The organism is Pseudoflavonifractor gallinarum, assembly GCF_014982855.1.
In the GTDB taxonomy this organism is placed as follows: Bacteria; Bacillota; Clostridia; order Oscillospirales; family Oscillospiraceae; genus Pseudoflavonifractor_A; species Pseudoflavonifractor_A gallinarum.
Genome location: NZ_JADCKF010000005.1, coordinates 173,509 through 190,426, shown reverse-complemented (window position 1 = coordinate 190,426; position 16,918 = coordinate 173,509). Strand labels below are relative to the sequence as shown.

The following is a 16,918-nucleotide window of genomic DNA, read 5'->3' as shown; positions in this document are numbered from 1 at the left end:
CTGTGAGCCGCTGTGTGCGGCTTTCAGCGACCAGCCGACCGTGTACCCCTCCAGAGGGAAGCGGGCGGAATTTGGGCCGCTTTCCAAGAGAGCGGGAAGCTGGCGAAAGCGAAGCAGGAGAAAGAGCCGGGGACAATGCCGCCCCCGGCTCTCCCACTTCTGCCCGCAGTGCGGGCAGTTTCCGGCTTTTCGCAGCGGGGACAATCCGGCGGGTGGAAAGAGCTGTTGGACCCTATGATGCGGAAAAGCTCCGCTGTGGCAAGGGTTCTCAGCGGGGACTTGACGAAAAAAGGAGTGGTTTTACTGAAGTCCGAAAGCAGAAAAACGAAGAAGGGGTTCTGGATCTCTGAGGATCTGGACGAGAAGGTAGACATCTACCTGCGCCTCGACAACTGCGCCAGCCGGAGCGAATTCGTGGAGAATGCGCTCCGGTTTTACATCGGCTATCTGAACACGAAGAACGCCGGCGGCTTCCTGCCCGAAGCACTCTCCGCCATGCTCACCGGCACCCTGGACAATTTTGCCGGACGCATGGGCTCGCTCCTGTTCAAGCAGGGTGTGGATCTCAATGTGCTGGGGCAGATCATCGCCTACGACACCGATATCGACGAAGGCGAGTACCAGCGTCTGCGGGGACGCGCCATTCGGGATATGAAGCGCACCAACGGGCGCATCTCGTTCAAGGATGCGCTGGACTTCCAGAAGTCGGTGTAACCCATGGCAAAGCTCGTACAGAAAAGCGGCTACATCAAATCCGAAAAGGCCGGCGGGTACATGAAATACATTGCCACCCGCGAAGGTGTGGAGAAGCTGACCGGCAACGGTCCCGTCACCAAAGGACAGCGGGAACTGATCCAAAAGCTCCTGCATGATTTCCCTGATGCCGTGGAGCTGTTCGAGTATGAGGATTACCGTAAGACGCCTACCCTTGGTACCGCATCAGCCTTCATCACCATGGCGCTGGATGCAAACCTCCACGAAATAAATTCTGAGAGCGGATACCTGTCCTACATTGCCACCCGCCCCCGTGTGGAGCGCCGCGGGGCCCATGGCCTGTCCAGCTCCGCCGCCGCAGTAGACCTCGACGCAGCCATGTCCGAGCTGGAAGCCCATGACGGAAATGTGTGGACCATCATCTACTCCCTGCGCCGTGAGGATGCTGCCCGGCTGGGGTACGACAATGCGGACGCATGGCGCGGCCTGCTCATGATGCACGCACAGGATCTGGCCAAGGCCATGAAGATACCGGCTGATCACTTCCACTGGTATGCGGCCTTCCACAATGAGGGGCATCACCCCCACATCCACATGATGGTCTGGTCAGACGATCCGAAGGAGGGCTTCCTGACCAGGGAAGGCATTGCGGCCATGCGCTCCAAGCTGACCAACACCATCTTCCGGGATGAGATGATCCAGATCTACGAGCGGAAGGATGTTGCCTATAAAGAACTGATCGAAGCGGCGCAGGATACCATGCGGGAGCTGATTCAGAAGATGGAGCATCAGCTCTGCGACAACCCTGTCATCGAGAAGCAGATGCGCCAGCTGGTGCAGGCGCTGGAAACCACCACCGGGAAAAAGCAGTATGGCTATCTGAAGAAACCGCTCAAAGCTCTGGTGGACACCATCGTGGACGAGCTGGCCCGGCAGCCGGAAGTAGCAAAGTGCTATGAAACCTGGAATCAGATCCGGGATGAGCTGAACGAGTGCTATGGCAGCCGTACACCGCGGGAGCATCTCCCGCTCTCTCAGCAGAAAGAGTTCCGCCGGATCAAAAACGATATCATCCGGGAGGCCGAGAACATCCGCCTCGGCCTCCCGACTTTTGAAGATGAGAAGATGCAAGATGAGCCGGAGCCGGAGGCGGCACATGAGGAGCAGCGATCCAGCAGCGTATATGAACAGGCTCGACGCTATCGCGCCGCCAAAACGGTCCTGCAGGATGTCTATGCGCTGGACGAGAAACACGCTGAAGCCGTCCGGGCGCTGGAACAGCTCTGGGCGGAAGGATACACGGTGGCGGCGCATCAGCTGGGAAAGTTCTACCGGGATGACCTTTCCACCATGCGGGATCATGAAAAAGCGGAGCGTTGGTTTCGCTTATCCGCAGAGGCCGGAAATGACTTTTCGGAATACGCGCTCGGGAAGCTCCTGCTCTCTCAAAAGCGCACCGATGAGGCGGTGCGCTGGCTGGACAAGGCCGCCGGGCATGGGAATCCGTTTGCCCAATACCGCCTTGGGAAGCTCTGTCTCACCGGTGAGTCCGTAAAGAAGGATGTGAGAAAAGCTCTGGAGTACCTGACTGCCGCCGCCAGACAAGGAAACCCGTTTGCTCAGTACACACTGGGCAAGCTGTATCTCCTGGGCCGGGATGTGGAACAGGATCGGGAGCAGGCCAGGGATTGGTTCACCCGCTCCGCTGCCCAGGGCAATGCGTATGCTCAATTCTTCCTTGACCGCTTTGACCAGTTCCGAGATCCGTCCGTCATGCTGGCGGCAACCAAGCTGCTCCATCACATGAGCCGGATCTTCCGGGACAATTCCATGCCGCCTCGCAATCCGGCAGGGATTCGCATTGATTCCAAACGGCGCAAGCGGCTGACGGAAAAGCGGATGGCCATGGGCCACAAGGCGGATGATCATGAGGAGCAGGTATCCTATCAGCAGACCATGTAACAGGAGGAGTCTATGTCGACCTACATTCATTTCACGGAAGAACAGAAGCAGCGAGCCGCCTCCGTTGATCTGGAGGAGTTCCTCCGCTGCCGGGGCGAAAAGCTCCTTGCCTCCGGCAGAGAGAAACGGCTGGCCCGTGACCATAGCGTCACCATCCGCGGCAACGAGTGGTACGATCATGCCGAGGAGCGGGGCGGCCACGCCGTCAGCTTCGTGCAGCGGTTTTATCACCTCAGCTATCCGGAGGCGGTGACCATGCTTCTGGGAGGCGAGCTGGGAACGGTCTATCCCTCTGCCGAAGAACGGATAGAGGAGCCGCCGAAGCCCTTTGTCCTTCCGCCGGCCAATTCCAATATGCGCCGGGTCTATGCCTATCTGGTCAAGCACCGGAATATCGACCGGAGCGTTGTGGCGCACTTTGCCAGAGAGAAGCTGCTGTATGAAGATGCCGATTACCACAACGCAGTCTTCGTGGGTACGGATGAAGATGGCGTCCCCCGCCATGCCCACAAGCGCAGCGCCAACAGCTTCGGCAAAGCCTTCCGGCTCAATGTGGAGGGCTGCGATCCCCGCCACAGCTTCCACCATATCGGCAGAGACGAAAGCCTCTATGTGTTTGAGGCTCCCATCGATATGCTTTCCTACATCACGCTCCATCCGGAGGACTGGCAGAGCCACAGCTACGTGGCCTGCTGCGGCACCTCCATTCAGCCGGTTCTGAAGCTGCTGGAGCGGCAGCCGGAGATCAATACCGTCCTGCTCTGCCTCGACAATGACGAGGCTGGCCACCTGGCCAGTCGGCGCATGGAGGAACAGCTGGCAGAGAGGTACACGGTGGAAAGGCTCATTCCCACACACAAGGATTGGAATGATGATCTGACCGCTGAGGAACCGTCCTACGCACAAGTCATGCAGTAAATAACAACAACGCACACCACTTCCTGTTCGCCCGAAGTAGGCCGTAACAAGAGTGATGTGCGCATTCAGAAGTATGGAACTGAGCAGGAAGTGGTGTGCCCTGAAAGGGGTTAACCATGCCACACCAAGTCCTGATTTTGTTGGCCGCCGGCGGGCTGATGTTTTTGGTCATCGGCTGTCTGGCGGGCCTGTCCCACTACTACACCCTGAGCGGGATCAAATCCAAAACGGTCGGCGACGGCCAGCACGGCACCGCGAGATGGGCCACAGCCAAAGAGATCCGGCAGACCTATGCCCATGTCCCCTTCGAGGTGAAGAAATGGCGCAGCGGCCAGAACCTGCCCACGGAGCAGGGGCTGGTACTGGGATGCAAGGGCAAGAAGGGCGAGCTCACCGCTCTGGTGGACAGCGACGATATCCACTGCCTGATGATCGGCGCTTCCGGTATCGGCAAGACCGCCTATTTTCTCTATCCGAATTTGGAGTACGCCTGCGCCAGCGGCATGAGCTGGCTGGCGCTGGACAGCAAGGGCGACCTGGCCCGAAACTACGGAACCATTGCCAAAGAACGCTATGGGTACCATGTATCAGTTATCGACCTGCGAAATCCCACCCGCTCAGACGGAAACAATCTGCTGACGCTGGTCAACCCGTATATGGACATTGCCCGGAATGACCCGAACAATCTTGCGTCCCGCGCCAAGGCCGAGAAATACGCCAAAATCCTGTCCAAGACCATCGTCAACCCGGACGGTGATGACAGCAACCGCGGCCAGAACGCTTTTTTCTACGATGCGGCGGAAGGTCTGCTCACCTCGGTCATCCTGATGCTGGCCGAGTTCCTGCCGCCCGATAAAGACCACCCCCAGGAGCGCCGGCATATCGTCTCCGTGTTTAAGCTGGTACAGGATCTGCTGGAACCCAGCCGGGTCAAGGGAAAGAGCCACTTCCAGCTCCTGATGGCAAAACTGCCGCCTGATCATAAGGCGCGGTGGTTTGCCGGCGCCGCCCTCAACAGCGCCGAGCAGGCAATGGCCTCCGTCATGTCCACCGTGCTGTCCCGTTTGAATGCGTTCCTGGACAGCGAGCTGGAACAGATCCTTTGCTTTGACAGCGCCATTGACGCTGAGAAGTTTGCTTCCGAGAAGTCTGCCATCTTCCTGATCCTGCCGGAAGAAGACACAACCAAGAACTTCATGGCCGGTCTCATGATCCAGAACCTGAGCCGGGAGCTGTTCGCTGTGGCCGATGAGAACGGCGGCAAGCTGAAGAACCGGGTGGTGCTTTTCTGTGACGAATTCGGCACCATGCCCCCGTTTGATATCCTGCCCCTTTTCTCCGCTGGACGCTCTCGCCGGTTAACGCTCGTGCCGATCATCCAGTCCTTAGCGCAGCTCGAAAAAAACTACGGGAAAGAGGGCTGCGAGATCATTCAGGACAACTGCCAGGACACCATCTTCGGCGGCTTTGCACCCAACAGCCAGACCGCCGAAGTGCTGTCCAAAGCCCTGGGCAGCCGCACCGTCCTCTCCGGCTCGGTGAGCCGTGGCAAGAACGATCCCAGCCAGAGCCTGCAGATGATGGAGCGAGCCCTGCTGACGCCCGACGAGCTGAAATCCATTCCCAAGGGCAGCTTCATCGTCATGAAAACCGGCACACATCCTATGCGGACCCGGCTCCAGCTTTTCCTGAATTGGGGCATTACCTTCGGAGAGCCGTATGTGGTGCCGGAGAGAGCCAACCGAGCAGTGGCCTATGCCAACCGGGTGGATCTGGAGCGGAATCTTCCGCAGCTCAGTGAACCGGAGGAGATGGATGAAAGCCGCGGCTATGCGGTATCCAGCCGGGGTGGAATCGCCCACACTCCGGCTCAGGAGAGAGCCGTAAAAAGAGGAAAACAGATGAAGACATTCGGAGAGGAGGAACGATGAGTTACTTCGGAACGATTTACGCCGACACCGAGCTACCCTCCAGAGCAATGGCGGTCTATATGTACCTGCGTGACCGCTCGGATGCCGATGGAAAGTGCTGGCCGGGCATCAAGACCATTGCCTCGGACATGAAGCTGTCCCGCTCCACGGTCAAGCGGGCGCTTCACGATCTGGAGCAGCACGGATACCTGAAAAAGGCTTCCCGCCAAAGAGCAAACGGGAGCAGCACTTCCAATCTTTATACCGTGAAATAAAAGAGAGCGTGGTTTGTACCAAAATGCAGTACAAACCACTCTCTGAGAATCAAAGGGAATTTCAAAATCTTCCGCCAAGGGAGATTTGCGCCCATTTGCTGGACCCAGGGGCGGTTCATTGTGAACCACCCAGAAGGACTCACTCTATCAGAGATTTAGGTCAGAGAAAAGACATCCATGCGAAAGAAAATAGTGGTGGAATTACGGTTCATCGACATCCAGACAGTATCCGACTTCCCGCACGGAGCGAATGTAGAACGGGGCATCTGGATTAGCCCGATACAGCTTCTCGCGCAGGTTGCAGATATGAAATCCTATCGTATTGTTTTCGTTTCCTGTAGTGAAATCGCCCCAGACCTGTTCGTAAATCTGTGCGTAGGTCAGCACACGGCCTTTGTTGGCGGCCAGCAGCAGGAGAATCCGATATTCTTTTGCGGTAAGCTGAATCTCCTGTCGATCCCGAAAAACCTTTCGTCTGCTTGGAAAGATCTCAAGACCAGGGAGCGATACCATCGGCTCCTCGTCGACCTCGATTTTTTCTATCTCAGGGTGGTTTTTGAGGACAGATAGGATCTGCTCCAAAACTTCCGTATCTCTTTCGTGCAGATCCAAAATCATGACTCGTCCGATGATATCACCGCTTTCCCACTCAGTTTACGAGTTGCTTTCAGTCGCTCAAAGGTTTCCTTGCTGACTACATGCTCAATCCGGCAGGCATCCCGTTCGGCAGTAACAGGATCGACACCAGCTGCCACAAGTATCTCTGTAAAAAAGAGATGCTTTTCGTAGGTATTCTCGGCAACCTCACGGCCGAGATCAGTCAGGTGCAGGAAGTGATCTCCATCCATGAGTAGGAAGCCGCCCTTTTTTAGTGTAGCCACCGCATGGCACACACTGGGTTTGGACACCTTCAAGTGTCGGGCCACATCCGCAGGCCTCACCATGCCCTTTTTCTTTTTGAGGACAAGGATGGCCTCCAGATAATCTTCACCCGATTTGCGCAAAGGCATAGACAGTCCCCCTTCCGTTATGTAGGCGGCTATTTCCTGGACACTTCATGGCTGCTTGTCATTTGGCAGCCAATCCGCCGTCCAAGCCCCACTCTCCCGCAGGAATTCTCCGTCATGGGTGATAACCACCACACATAGCCCCTGCTCCGCTAACTCCCGGAGGCGTCGGCTCACCTCCAGCATGTGGCCATAGTCAAGTCCGCTGGTAGGCTCATCAAAGATCAGCAGCTCCTTTCCGCTGAGATAGCCATCTGCAACGGCCAGCCTCTGCTTCTGCCCGCCGGATAGAGCCATGGGGTGAGTATCCGCATACTGAGCCAGATCCATTCGGCCCAAGGTTGTCAAAGCCTCCTGCTCTGTGGCCGTATTTCCCAGCCGGATCTCTGCCAGCACGCTGTCTCCAAAAAGCTGGAGGTTCACATCCTGCATGATTAGGAACGCCTTCCGCCTTCTTTCCGTTCGGCGCAGAGGCTTTCCATCCCAAAAAATTGTACCGCTTTGTTCCTTCATCAAACCGCACAGACACCGGGCCAGGGTGGTCTTGCCTGCCCCGTTTTGGCCGGTAATGGCGGTAATTTGTCCCCTGGGCGCACGGAAGGATACGCCCTCCCATACAGCCGCACCGTTATAGGTCGCCCGCAACTCCCGAACCATCAAACCGTCTGCTCCCGTCGTTGGGCTTGGCTCAGGCGAGGACACCGGTACCTCCGCAATGCTCCGCAGTCCCATGGAGCGGCGTTCCTTCTCGGTCAGAGTGAGGAAATTCTGCCCGGAATATTCCCGTTGCAGCTGCCCACCCCGCAGATAGAGCACCCGATCAGCAAGATCCGCAGCGTACCAAAGGCGGTGCTCTGCCATCAGCACGGTCTTCCCGGCCTTTTTCAGCTGTTTCAGGATCTCCCGGAGCTGGCGGATACCCTCCCCATCCAGATTGGAGGAAGGCTCGTCCAGTACAAACAGCTCCGGCCCCATGGCCCAGGCGCTGGCGCAGGCAATGCGCTGTTTCTCTCCACCGGACAGCGCAAAAATGCTCCGCTCCAGCAGTGGCCCCACTCCGCAGGCTTGGACGGCGGATTCCAGAGCCTGTGCCATTTCATCGTGGGACGCTCCACGACTCTCCAGCCCAAAAAGCACCTCGCTGGTGGTGTCCAGATTGAAGAACTGGGACTTGGGGTTCTGAAACACCGAGCCCACCGTCCGCGCCAGTTCCCACAGCGGGGTCTGTGCCACATCCTGGCCACCGACCATAACAGTTCCCGCCAGCGTCCCACCTCCAGTATGCTGGAGCAGACCATTGACGAGCTTGATGATCGTGGTCTTGCCGCAGCCGCTCTCACCGGTGAGCAGGATAAGTTCCCCCGGTTTCACAGAAAAGGTGCAGTCCCGAAGGCTTGGCGTCTCCTTGCCCTCATAAGCATAGGTCACATGGTCAAAGATAATCATGGCAGCACCCCCTTGCAGCAGATCCCGCCCACACAGAGAGCCAGAAACAGCAGTGTGACCACCACATCCTGAATGTGAAATCCGATAGGCCGCCAGGAGGACATCTTCCCTGGGGACTCGATGCCCCGAGCGGTGGCGGACTCGCTGAGTTCTTCTGCTGTCTGGGCTGCCCCCATAAGCATTGGTACATAAATGCACTCCAGTTTCTCCTCAAAACCACGGATATTCCGAAGGGCCATGGCATCCCGGATATGACGCAAATCTTGCCGAAGTGAAGGCAGAAAGCGCAGCGTCACCGCAAGGGTAATAGAAAAACTCCGGGGAGCGCCCATCCCCTCCAAAGCAGCTATGAACTGGCTGACGCTGGTGGTGGCAATCAGATAGGCGCCGCCGGCAATGCAGGGGAACACCAGAATGAAGTAGGTTACCGTAGCAAAGACCGTAGCCAAAGAACCGGGCAGCAACGGCAACAGCCAGTACTGTATCGCCAGGATAGCCAGATATGTCGCCAGCAGCCCTGCCAGCATGGTTCCTTTCCGCTCTACCAGAAAGAGAATCAAATAGGCTATCATAACACTGAGCTGGAAAACCGCAGGGCTCCAAGTGAACACCACCACATTGGCCAACAGCCAGATCAGAATCTTGGTTCGAGGATCAAGAAAAGAAGGGCGAATATTCTTCCTCATTGGGCCAGCCCGGCCTTGACAAAATGCTTACGCATGAGCTTCATACCCAGCAAGGAGCCCAGAACAGAGCCTACCAGAATGCTCAGTACAATGACCCCGAACACCGGCCAGGTCAGCAGGCCCTCCATGGTGGCCATATAGCCAGCGTCCATCATCTGGGCGGCATACTCCAAATAGCTTTCTTTGGTAAACCAGAGGGGCAGAAAGTCCCCGATAAAGCCCAGATTGAAGCAGAAGAAGCCCAGCATCAGCCAGCCTTTCTGCCGAAACTGTCCAGCCCGCAGGCACAGCTCACACAGAATTCCTCCCACCAGTCCCGTGATGGGGAACATCCAGGTAGCGGCCACCAGCACCACGCCGGTAATCAGGCTGGTGAGCAGGAAGGGGCCGTTTTTCTGCACCTTGGCTACCATCAGCATGAACACTGGCCCGATCAGAATGGCATCAATAAAGTGGGTAGCAAACCATACATAGGGGCTGACACCGCCCACCAGCATAAAAAGGAAGCGAATGGCAATGCACACCGCCCCCAGTGCGCCGGCGGTGATGGCATCTTTGGCAGTCAGTTTGCGTTTTCCCTGTTCCAATGATTGAGACATATTGAAATCCCTCCTGTCTATAATCGTTAGCCTTGGCTAACTAAAAAACAGAATAGCATAGCTGACTGCCTGCCGGCAACTCCATACAGGCATTTTAGCTCCAAATAGCTTGCAATTTTTGAGCAATCATTGACGACTCCTCTCCAGTCAGTTACAATCAAACCAAATCAACAACGGAGGCACTGCCCATGTCCAATATGTCGCAACTTTTTGATGCCAGCCGTTTCCCAAGCAATGTGAAGGTTCGAGCCAACGGCAAGGCTACGGTGATGACCCTCTATGGTTCAGAGAACGGAAGCCTGCGACTGTTTTCTTTGTGGGAGGGCGCAATTCTTTCCTTCAACCGGATCTATACTCAGGTCTGGCCCTTGGCACAGAATGAAGCGGCCAACATTCTGCTGCTGAACTTCTGCCGGAAGGGGCGCTGTGAAGTGGCGCTGGAGGATGGACAGTTTGCCTTCCTCTCTCAAGGACACATGGCCGTAGGAACCCAGCAGGCTCAGGAGGAGTATCGCTACCCCAGCGGTCTCTATGAGGGTGTCGAGTTGTTTTTGGATCTGGATATGTTGGCCCATCGTCCTTATCCACTGTTTCAGGAGGGGGAAGTAAGCCCAGAGGGGATCATGGAGCACCTGCATACCTCCCGCCGACTCTATTTGGGACCCACGCCTGCCTGTGTACAGACATTGCTGGATGACCTGTGGCAGCTTCGAGATTCGGAGGAAGTGGGACTGCTGAAACTTCTCTCCACCCAGCTGCTTTGGAAGGTAGAACGCCAGCCTCTTGAAACCAGTCCCACAGTCCGCTATTTTACCAGCTCCCAAGTGTCCATCGCCAGAGAGACACGGAACATCCTGTGCGCAGACCTGAGCCAGAACCACACGGCGCGGGAGTTGGCGGATCGGTTCCAGGTGGCCGAAACCAGTCTCAAGAATTACTTCCGCGGTGTGTTTGGAGAAAACCTCTCCACATTTTTGCGGGAGGCGAGGATGCACCGGGCAGCAGAATTGCTGCAGAGCAGTGAATTACGAGTGGCGGAGATCGCAGCACAGGTAGGCTACGAAAATCAGAGCAAATTTGCCGCAGTTTTTGTTCGGCACTTCGGCTGCCCGCCGCTGGAGTATCGCCGCAGGGCACACCTTTCGATTGCTGATGACAATTAACATCCATATACTTTGCCCTTTCTGAGATACCCACAGTTCTAAAACATAAGGAACTGCGGGTATCTCTTATTTTGAAAACGGAAGGCTTGAGTTCCTGTTCCCAAAATCCAGTCACCGCACACTTCCGCCCCTTGACATTTTTCCTTGATAACGCTAAAATACATACAAGTATGTATTTCATATTTGTATGTATCATGGGAGGTATACGCATGGAAACCACAAAGGGACACTATATTTTCGGAACGGTGAAGGTTGGGGAGCGTGGGCAGATCATTATCCCCAAGGAGGCTCGACAGGTCTTTGATATTAAAGCCGGAGACACTTTGATTGTGTTGGGCGACGAGAAATGGGGCATTGCCGTCACAAAGGCAGATGTGCTGGAGAAGCACGCTTATGATGTATTCAAAAAAATCTCGGAGGGACAGATGGATGCAGACCAGTAACACAGCTCTTTTCTTTTTGGAAGACGATTGCATCCGTGCCTTTGGTCAGGAAACAGGCTGTACCTTACTTCAACAGGCGGAGGAACTTTACCAGGATTTGTGCCAGCACGGGAATGACCGGGGCAATCATGTGATCGAGGAGCATCTTCAGAGCAGGCTGTTTCCTTTGATGTCATATTACAAAGCGCTTTTGAAACATGGTATTCAAGAAGATCAGGCATTGTTGTTGGTACGAGAAACAGCACACAAAGCTGCCATAGATAAAAAAGCCGAAATGCAAAAATTAGGTTCGCTTCCTTTTGCTTATCTCATTTTCCGGATGGGCGTCAAACGACACATGAAAAACCACTTTCCTCCAGAGGGATGGCAAACAGAGTGGGTGCGCTGTGACTGCCAAGAGATCCATTTCAATTTGCACCGCTGCCTCTACTGGGATGTTACGAAACAATTCGGGTGCCCGGAGCTGTGCTGTGTATTCTGCGAAAGTGATGACATCTCCTTCTCCGGACTGGCTCCCAAAATAAACTTCCTGCGCAACGGAACGCTGGGCAGCGGAGCGGACTGCTGTGACTTCCATTTCATCAAGGCGCAATGAGGAATTGGGAAAACTACCTATGAAACATACCTTTTACTCCCTTCTGCCCCTGTTTTTGCTGCTGGACCTGGTCATTCCTTTTCTGCTGGCGCCCACCTATCCGGGTTACCGCCACACCCGGCAGGTCATGAGTGTACTGGGAAACCGAAGCGCCCCCTTCCACACAGTCTATACTCTATGGCTGCTCCTCCTGGGGACAGCCATCCTGCTGGCCTCCACCCAGCTGTGTCCTCTCCTTCGGAGTCGGTCCGGCGGTCTCAGTCTGGCTCTGGCGGCAATCTTGATCATCTACGCTCTGGGCGGCTGCATTTTGTCAGGATTGTTTCCTGTGTCAGAAACCAAGGCGATGGAGACCTTGTCCGCAAAGATTCACGGTTTCGGGTCGGTGTTTGGTTTTCTGGCGCTGACCTTCGCTCCGCTGGTCGTTGCACTGTTTTATTTCAAGGGCAGGCAGACCGGCCTTGCCCTGTGTGCGCTGGCGTGCTTTCTCCTGGCGTTGGTATTCTTCGTGCTGTTCGTCATGGCGGACAAGCCCCGGTTTGCCCACACCGTGATCGCATGGGAGGGGCTGTGGCAGCGGCTGACCCTGCTGTTTATGTATCTTCCTCTGGCACTGCTCTGTGCCAGAGGTGCACAATAAGAAAGGAGTGGTTCCGATGCCGCAGATGAACAAAGGCGGAAAGTTTGTTTTTGGGAAATCCAACATTCAAGAATCCGGCAAAGTTCAGTTTCCCATCCAGGCCATGGCGGAATACCAGATCACCGCCGAAGGCAAGGTCTATCTCTTTACCGGAAGCAAGGTGACCGGTGGATTCTGCGTGACCAGAAAAGGGCTGCTCCTGCCATCCAAGCTGGGCCATATTCTGGCCGCTCTGCCCGAGCTGCGGGACTATACCGCCGAAGAAGGTGCATTTCTTCCTTATAAGGGCCGCTCCTACTGCTGGCTCTCTGTGACAGCAGACGGGCTGATCCGTCTGACGAAGCCAATGATGGATTTTCTTCGCATTACCCCAGGGATGCGGCTCTTATCCATCCGCAGCAGCGACATTGCCTTCACCATGGGCGCCAGAGGGCCGCTTCTGGAAAAGGCGGATCGCTATAATGGCGTGATTCCAGAATTCTGAATTATGACAAAAAGCGGTCGTTGACAAGGATATTCTGTCAGCGGCCGCTTCTCTGTCTGCAGCCATGAACATTCTGGCAAGGAAATCAACTGGGTAGCAATTTGCACTCCGGTTGATTTCTTTATTGGGATAGAAGGAGAAAGAATCGTTGGCAGTGCCGGGGAAGCATCTCCACTTAATTGGACAGTCTTTGCTCAGCTGCCCACATAGCGGCATATTTTCCGCCTCTGGCCAGGAGCTCCTCATGAGTGCCGGACTCTGCAATGTTCCCGTCTGCTACCACCAGAATCTGATCCGCATTTCGGACGATAGACAGGGTATGTGCAATCATGATTACTGTCTTCCGCTCTGACAAAAGCCCCAGGATCGCCCGCTTGACCGCCAGCTCGTTTTCAATGTCCAGTGAGGCAGTTGCCTCATCCAGCAGCAGGATGGGGCTGTTTTTCAAAATAGCCCGGGCGATGGACAGACGCTGACGCTCCCCGCCGGAGAGAAAGGCTCCGTTTTCCCCAATAGGGGTGTCATAGCCATGCTCCAGCTTCTGTATGAAGCCGTCACATCCAGCCGCACGGCAGGCGGCCTCCACCTCACGGTCTGTGGCCGAGGGGCGGGCATGACGGATATTCTCCCGAACGGTATCGTCAAAGAGGAACACCTGCTGATCCACCATGGAGATCTGCTCCAGCACCCGTTCTGCCGCCACGGTCTCAATGGACTGCCCTCCGATGGAAATCTCGCCGCTCTGCGGTTCGTAGTATTTGGCGATCAGATTGAGAATGGTGGATTTGCCGGAACCGGAGTCTCCTACAATGGCAGTGAGCTTTCCTGCCGGCGCCGTAAAGGACAGCTCCTTCAGCACCGGCTCTCCCGGCACATAGGAGAAGGAGACCGAGCGGAAGGTGATGTTCTGTTCAGCAGGATGGAAGGGCGCCATGGAACCTCTCTCCTCCGGTTCCGCCATCACCTGGAGGATATTGTTCTTGGAGACCATCAGGTGCTTCCATTCAAAGAGATCGATGGAAATGGCAGTGGTAAGCTTGGTCAGCAGAATGGGCAGCATGGAGACCATGAGATAATCCACATTGCTCAGCGTACCGGCTGCCCAGGGACCGGCTGCCAGCGCCATGATGGCCGGCACACTGCACCAGCTGAGAATGTTATACCCGAAGCCAATAGGGATGCCCTTTGCCTCGTACAGATAACACACCCGGCTGAACCTCCGCATCGCCTCGGTCGTGGCCTGATTCTGGACGCCACCCATATGATAGGCACGGAAGGTCTGGATGCCGTCGATGTACTCCACGATGCTGCTGACCGTCTCGGCGCTGACCTCATGCTTGGCCACGCCGTATTTGGCCACAACGCGGAAGGAGAGCCACAGATTTGGGATCAATCCCGCTACGACCAAGAAAAGAATCAACCCCGCCGGCAAATACACTTTGCATACAAAGCCTACCAGCATGGCGGCCAGCACCGCGTTTTTGGTGATGTTGCCGCTGGAGTGGGTCAGGATCTTCTCGTAGCTGCCCACATCGCTGGTCATGGTATTCACATACTCTCCCACCTGTCCCTGGGTGAAGCGGGAAAGAGGGATCTGTTTGAGTTTGTCACCCAGCCGAAGCCGCAGTCCTTTGGAAACAGCAGCTCCGCCCAGCTGAACCTGCGTGTAACCGGCGGCGTAAATGACCAGTCGAATCAGGAAGATGCCCGCAAGAAACGCAGTCAGCAGCCCGAGCCGCTGTGCGCTCAGGCTGCCCTCAGACAGCCCGGACAGAACCATATAAATGGACAAGTAGCTGCACCCGGACAGCAGCCCTTCCACTACCGTGAGGATCACACCGGAATAGAAGGCCCGATTTTTACGGAACACATTTGCCTCACGCATGCTGCACACCCCCTTCCACGGAATAGGCAATGGCACGGGCAGCCCGATAATCCGCCCAAGCCCTGCGATAGTATTCATTTTTCTCCAGCACCTCTTCATGGGTACCACAGCAGGTAATGGTGTTGTTCTCCACCACTGCCACCTTGTCGCACAACTTGATGGCGCCCAGCCGGTGGGCCACGATCACGACTGTCTTGCCCCGGCACAGGTTTTCAATGGCCCGGTCGATCTCCACCTGGTTTTCCGGATCAGCCGCTGAGGTGGCTTCATCCAGGATCAGAATGGGAGCGTTTTTCAAAATTGCTCGGGCAATGGCAATGCGCTGCCGCTCCCCACCGGAGAAACGGGAGCCGAAAGTACCCACCTTGGTTTCATAGCCCTGGGGCAGCGATTGGATGAAATCATCGATCTGCGCCAGTCTGGCAGCCTCGCGCACCTGCTCCAGTGTTGCTCCCGAGTTCATGCGAATGTTTTCCAGCACGCTTCCCCGGGTCAGAAAGGTCTTCTGGAACACCAGAGAGATATGGTCCAGCAGGTCTTCGTAGTCCAGCTCCCGCACATCTCTGCCGCCGATGCGGACCGTTCCCTGGGTCGCATCGTAAGAGCGGACCATCAGCTGGATCACGGTGCTTTTGCCTGCACCGGACACCCCCACCAGCGCAACCTTTTCCCCCTGCGCCACAGTGAGGGAGCAATCCCTGAGCACATCGGTCTTTCCATCGTAGGAAAAGGAGACATGATCCAGGGTAATGCCGCAGGTCTCCGGAAAGGCCGCGCCACTGGAAAAGGTGGGCAGATCCAGGATCTCCTCCACCTTTTTCACGCCGGAAAGCGCCTGAGCAAAGGTGGTGGCCAGTTTTTGCAGGGGCAGGATCTCGGTGAGATACATCCCGCCCACATAGGCAAAGAGCAGAAATACGCTGCCGGTAACGCTTCCCCGGAGGAAAAGCAGGCCGCCTACTGGAACCATCAGCACCATCCCGCACTCCACCAGCAGCAGAAAGGCGGCATAGGGCGGAGCCGTCTTGTGTGTGACCAGGTTCCAGATCCGGTTCTCCTCCTCAATGGCATGGGAAAATTTCTGGAAGGAGCGGCTGCCCATGTTATACGCTTTGATCAGCCGCATACCGGAGATGTACTCAATCATCACGGAATTAAAGCCTACCAGGGAGCGGTTGACATCGGACAAGACCCCCTTCATTCTTTGGAAGATGACCGCCATCACAATGCCGGCCAGGGGCAGCGGGATCAGAGAGACCAGGGCCAGAGGGGCATTGACGGAGAGCAGATACAGGAAAATCACAACCGGTCCTGTGAGATAGGCCACAAATTCCGGCAGGTTGTGGGCCAGAAACAGTTCCAACTTCTCGATGTCCTCATTGAGAACGGTCTTGACCGCGCCTGTGCTCCGCTCGTCCAAGGCTCCAAGAGACACTTTGGCAAGATGCTCCGTTACCATGCACCGCACTCGAAACAGCGCCCCATAGGCTCCCTTGTGAGACAGCACGCCCGAAGTACCCAGCAGCACCAGCCTTCCCACGGTGCCCGCCGTGACCAGCAAAGCGCAGTCGGCGATCACTGCTTTGGTACAGGCACCGGAGAGCACCGCATCCATCAGCCGGTAAATGCCGATATACGATGTGATGACCAGAATACCGCTGCCAAAGGCACACAAAACGGACAGGATCAGCCATTTCCGTTCCGGCCCGGCCCACTGCAGCAGCCGCATCACCGGTGATGGCCGTTTTTCTTTCATCGTCTGTTCCTCCTTCCCCCGGCTTGACGAGAGCGCCGGGAAGTGATATTTTAGTTAGCAGATACTAACCAACATCCATCCTACCGGCAAAACAGCGGTATCGCAAGGCTTTGGGCGCGGTTCCGGCTGATTGGGGTGGAGATGTGGCTGATCGAGGTGGTGACAGATTATGGCGGCAAATAAAGACTTAGAGCAACAATATGGCCAGGCGATGGAGGAACACGGGTTTCTTCCAGATCCGGAGAACCGGCGTTACGGCTCCATGGGGCTGTGCTGGCGGCACACCTCCCAGCAGGGCGGCGGTTTTTTCTGGACCTACGGGCAGCAGAATCTCTATACCATCAAGATCCATGATTTCTTGATTTCTTTTTCCATGAGGATCAGCTGCTGGAGTTCCATTGGCCGGAGAGTCTCAGTGTCACCTGGTATGAATCC

Annotated in this window: 17 protein-coding genes; 10 read left to right on the top strand and 7 right to left on the bottom strand. The window is 56.0% G+C overall.

Annotated elements, in window-relative coordinates:
- The first annotated feature begins 294 nt into the window (after nt 1–294).
- The 5 genes from INF37_RS07330 (at nt 295) to INF37_RS07310 (ending at nt 5,779) form a co-directional block, all read left to right on the top strand.
- Complete coding sequence (locus INF37_RS07330) at nt 295–714, top strand: hypothetical protein (protein WP_087295557.1); 420 nt, start codon at nt 295–297, stop codon at nt 712–714.
- A 3-nt stretch (nt 715–717) separates the two neighbouring features.
- Nucleotides 718–2,676 (top strand): MobP3 family relaxase, encoded by a 1,959-nt coding sequence (gene mobP3, locus INF37_RS07325; protein ID WP_193537426.1) that lies wholly within the window; start codon nt 718–720, stop codon nt 2,674–2,676.
- A gap of 12 nt (nt 2,677–2,688) precedes the next feature.
- Nucleotides 2,689–3,594 carry a DUF3991 and toprim domain-containing protein gene (locus INF37_RS07320; protein WP_193537424.1) on the top strand — a complete coding sequence of 302 codons (906 nt, stop codon included), beginning with the start codon at nt 2,689–2,691 and terminating at the stop codon, nt 3,592–3,594.
- Between the two features lie 116 nt (nt 3,595–3,710).
- A complete protein-coding gene (locus INF37_RS07315; protein ID WP_193537422.1) occupies nt 3,711–5,525 on the top strand; it encodes a type IV secretory system conjugative DNA transfer family protein in 1,815 nt (604 codons plus the stop codon).
- A complete protein-coding gene (locus INF37_RS07310) occupies nt 5,522–5,779 on the top strand; it encodes a helix-turn-helix domain-containing protein (RefSeq protein ID WP_193537420.1) in 258 nt (85 codons plus the stop codon). Before INF37_RS07315 ends, INF37_RS07310 begins: the two co-directional genes overlap by 4 nt.
- A 201-nt stretch (nt 5,780–5,980) precedes the next feature.
- On the opposite strand, the gene INF37_RS07305 is transcribed toward INF37_RS07310, so the two are convergent.
- Genes INF37_RS07305 through INF37_RS07285 form a run of 5 tightly spaced genes read right to left on the bottom strand, consistent with a single transcriptional unit; the run spans nt 5,981 to nt 9,517 of the window.
- Nucleotides 5,981–6,397, bottom strand: coding sequence for a winged helix-turn-helix domain-containing protein (locus tag INF37_RS07305; RefSeq protein WP_193537418.1), 417 nt, complete (start codon nt 6,395–6,397; stop codon nt 5,981–5,983).
- A complete protein-coding gene (locus INF37_RS07300; RefSeq protein WP_193537416.1) occupies nt 6,394–6,789 on the bottom strand; it encodes a metal-dependent transcriptional regulator in 396 nt (131 codons plus the stop codon). The genes INF37_RS07305 and INF37_RS07300 overlap by 4 nt, the downstream gene beginning before the upstream one ends.
- Before the next feature lie 45 nt (nt 6,790–6,834).
- Nucleotides 6,835–8,232, bottom strand: a complete 1,398-nt coding sequence (locus tag INF37_RS07295; protein ID WP_193537414.1) for an ABC transporter ATP-binding protein — start codon at nt 8,230–8,232, stop codon at nt 6,835–6,837.
- A complete protein-coding gene (locus INF37_RS07290; RefSeq protein WP_193537413.1) occupies nt 8,229–8,918 on the bottom strand; it encodes an energy-coupling factor transporter transmembrane component T in 690 nt (229 codons plus the stop codon). The genes INF37_RS07295 and INF37_RS07290 overlap by 4 nt, the downstream gene beginning before the upstream one ends.
- Nucleotides 8,915–9,517 (bottom strand): MptD family putative ECF transporter S component, encoded by a 603-nt coding sequence (locus INF37_RS07285; RefSeq protein WP_144232783.1) that lies wholly within the window; start codon nt 9,515–9,517, stop codon nt 8,915–8,917. The genes INF37_RS07290 and INF37_RS07285 overlap by 4 nt, the downstream gene beginning before the upstream one ends.
- 188 nt (nt 9,518–9,705) lie before the next feature.
- On the opposite strand from INF37_RS07285, the gene INF37_RS07280 reads away from it, so the two are divergent.
- The 5 genes from INF37_RS07280 to INF37_RS07260 all read left to right on the top strand — a co-directional run bounded on the left by INF37_RS07280 (nt 9,706) and on the right by INF37_RS07260 (nt 12,842).
- Entirely contained in the window at nt 9,706–10,680 is a 975-nt protein-coding gene (locus INF37_RS07280; protein WP_193537410.1) for a helix-turn-helix domain-containing protein, read from the top strand.
- 209 nt (nt 10,681–10,889) lie between these two features.
- Complete coding sequence (locus INF37_RS07275; RefSeq protein WP_087414899.1) at nt 10,890–11,123, top strand: AbrB/MazE/SpoVT family DNA-binding domain-containing protein; 234 nt, start codon at nt 10,890–10,892, stop codon at nt 11,121–11,123.
- On the top strand, nt 11,110–11,718 hold the full coding sequence (locus INF37_RS07270; RefSeq protein WP_087294359.1) for an L-2-amino-thiazoline-4-carboxylic acid hydrolase: 609 nt from the start codon (nt 11,110–11,112) through the stop codon (nt 11,716–11,718). Before INF37_RS07275 ends, INF37_RS07270 begins: the two co-directional genes overlap by 14 nt.
- Nucleotides 11,719–11,737: 19 nt before the next feature.
- The gene (locus INF37_RS07265; protein ID WP_193537408.1) at nt 11,738–12,358 is read left to right on the top strand and encodes a DUF998 domain-containing protein; all 621 of its coding nucleotides are present in this window, start codon (nt 11,738–11,740) and stop codon (nt 12,356–12,358) included.
- Nucleotides 12,359–12,374: 16 nt separating this feature from the next.
- On the top strand, nt 12,375–12,842 hold the full coding sequence (locus tag INF37_RS07260; RefSeq protein ID WP_058964288.1) for a hypothetical protein: 468 nt from the start codon (nt 12,375–12,377) through the stop codon (nt 12,840–12,842).
- Nucleotides 12,843–13,017: 175 nt separating this feature from the next.
- Here INF37_RS07260 and INF37_RS07255 read toward each other — a convergent pair whose 3' ends face one another.
- Nucleotides 13,018–14,727 carry an ABC transporter ATP-binding protein gene (locus tag INF37_RS07255; RefSeq protein WP_193537406.1) on the bottom strand — a complete coding sequence of 570 codons (1,710 nt, stop codon included), beginning with the start codon at nt 14,725–14,727 and terminating at the stop codon, nt 13,018–13,020.
- On the bottom strand, nt 14,720–16,483 hold the full coding sequence (locus INF37_RS07250) for an ABC transporter ATP-binding protein (RefSeq protein ID WP_193537404.1): 1,764 nt from the start codon (nt 16,481–16,483) through the stop codon (nt 14,720–14,722). Before INF37_RS07250 ends, INF37_RS07255 begins: the two co-directional genes overlap by 8 nt.
- Between the last annotated feature and the right edge of the window lie 435 nt (nt 16,484–16,918).

Bases quoted from the DNA above. Each gene is read 5' to 3' on its own strand.
- INF37_RS07295 (WP_193537414.1), bottom strand. From the start codon at position 8,232: ATGATTATCTTTGACCATGTGACCTATGCTTATGAGGGCAAGGAGACG.
- INF37_RS07320 (WP_193537424.1), top strand. From the start codon at position 2,689: ATGTCGACCTACATTCATTTCACGGAAGAACAGAAGCAGCGAGCCGCC.
- mobP3 (WP_193537426.1), top strand. From the start codon at position 718: ATGGCAAAGCTCGTACAGAAAAGCGGCTACATCAAATCCGAAAAGGCC.
- INF37_RS07260 (WP_058964288.1), top strand. From the start codon at position 12,375: ATGCCGCAGATGAACAAAGGCGGAAAGTTTGTTTTTGGGAAATCCAAC.
- INF37_RS07270 (WP_087294359.1), top strand. From the start codon at position 11,110: ATGCAGACCAGTAACACAGCTCTTTTCTTTTTGGAAGACGATTGCATC.
- INF37_RS07275 (WP_087414899.1), top strand. From the start codon at position 10,890: ATGGAAACCACAAAGGGACACTATATTTTCGGAACGGTGAAGGTTGGG.
- INF37_RS07305 (WP_193537418.1), bottom strand. From the start codon at position 6,397: ATGATTTTGGATCTGCACGAAAGAGATACGGAAGTTTTGGAGCAGATC.
- INF37_RS07285 (WP_144232783.1), bottom strand. From the start codon at position 9,517: ATGTCTCAATCATTGGAACAGGGAAAACGCAAACTGACTGCCAAAGAT.
- INF37_RS07280 (WP_193537410.1), top strand. From the start codon at position 9,706: ATGTCCAATATGTCGCAACTTTTTGATGCCAGCCGTTTCCCAAGCAAT.
- INF37_RS07315 (WP_193537422.1), top strand. From the start codon at position 3,711: ATGCCACACCAAGTCCTGATTTTGTTGGCCGCCGGCGGGCTGATGTTT.
- INF37_RS07250 (WP_193537404.1), bottom strand. From the start codon at position 16,483: ATGAAAGAAAAACGGCCATCACCGGTGATGCGGCTGCTGCAGTGGGCC.
- INF37_RS07290 (WP_193537413.1), bottom strand. From the start codon at position 8,918: ATGAGGAAGAATATTCGCCCTTCTTTTCTTGATCCTCGAACCAAGATT.
- INF37_RS07255 (WP_193537406.1), bottom strand. From the start codon at position 14,727: ATGCGTGAGGCAAATGTGTTCCGTAAAAATCGGGCCTTCTATTCCGGT.
- INF37_RS07265 (WP_193537408.1), top strand. From the start codon at position 11,738: ATGAAACATACCTTTTACTCCCTTCTGCCCCTGTTTTTGCTGCTGGAC.
- INF37_RS07300 (WP_193537416.1), bottom strand. From the start codon at position 6,789: ATGCCTTTGCGCAAATCGGGTGAAGATTATCTGGAGGCCATCCTTGTC.
- INF37_RS07310 (WP_193537420.1), top strand. From the start codon at position 5,522: ATGAGTTACTTCGGAACGATTTACGCCGACACCGAGCTACCCTCCAGA.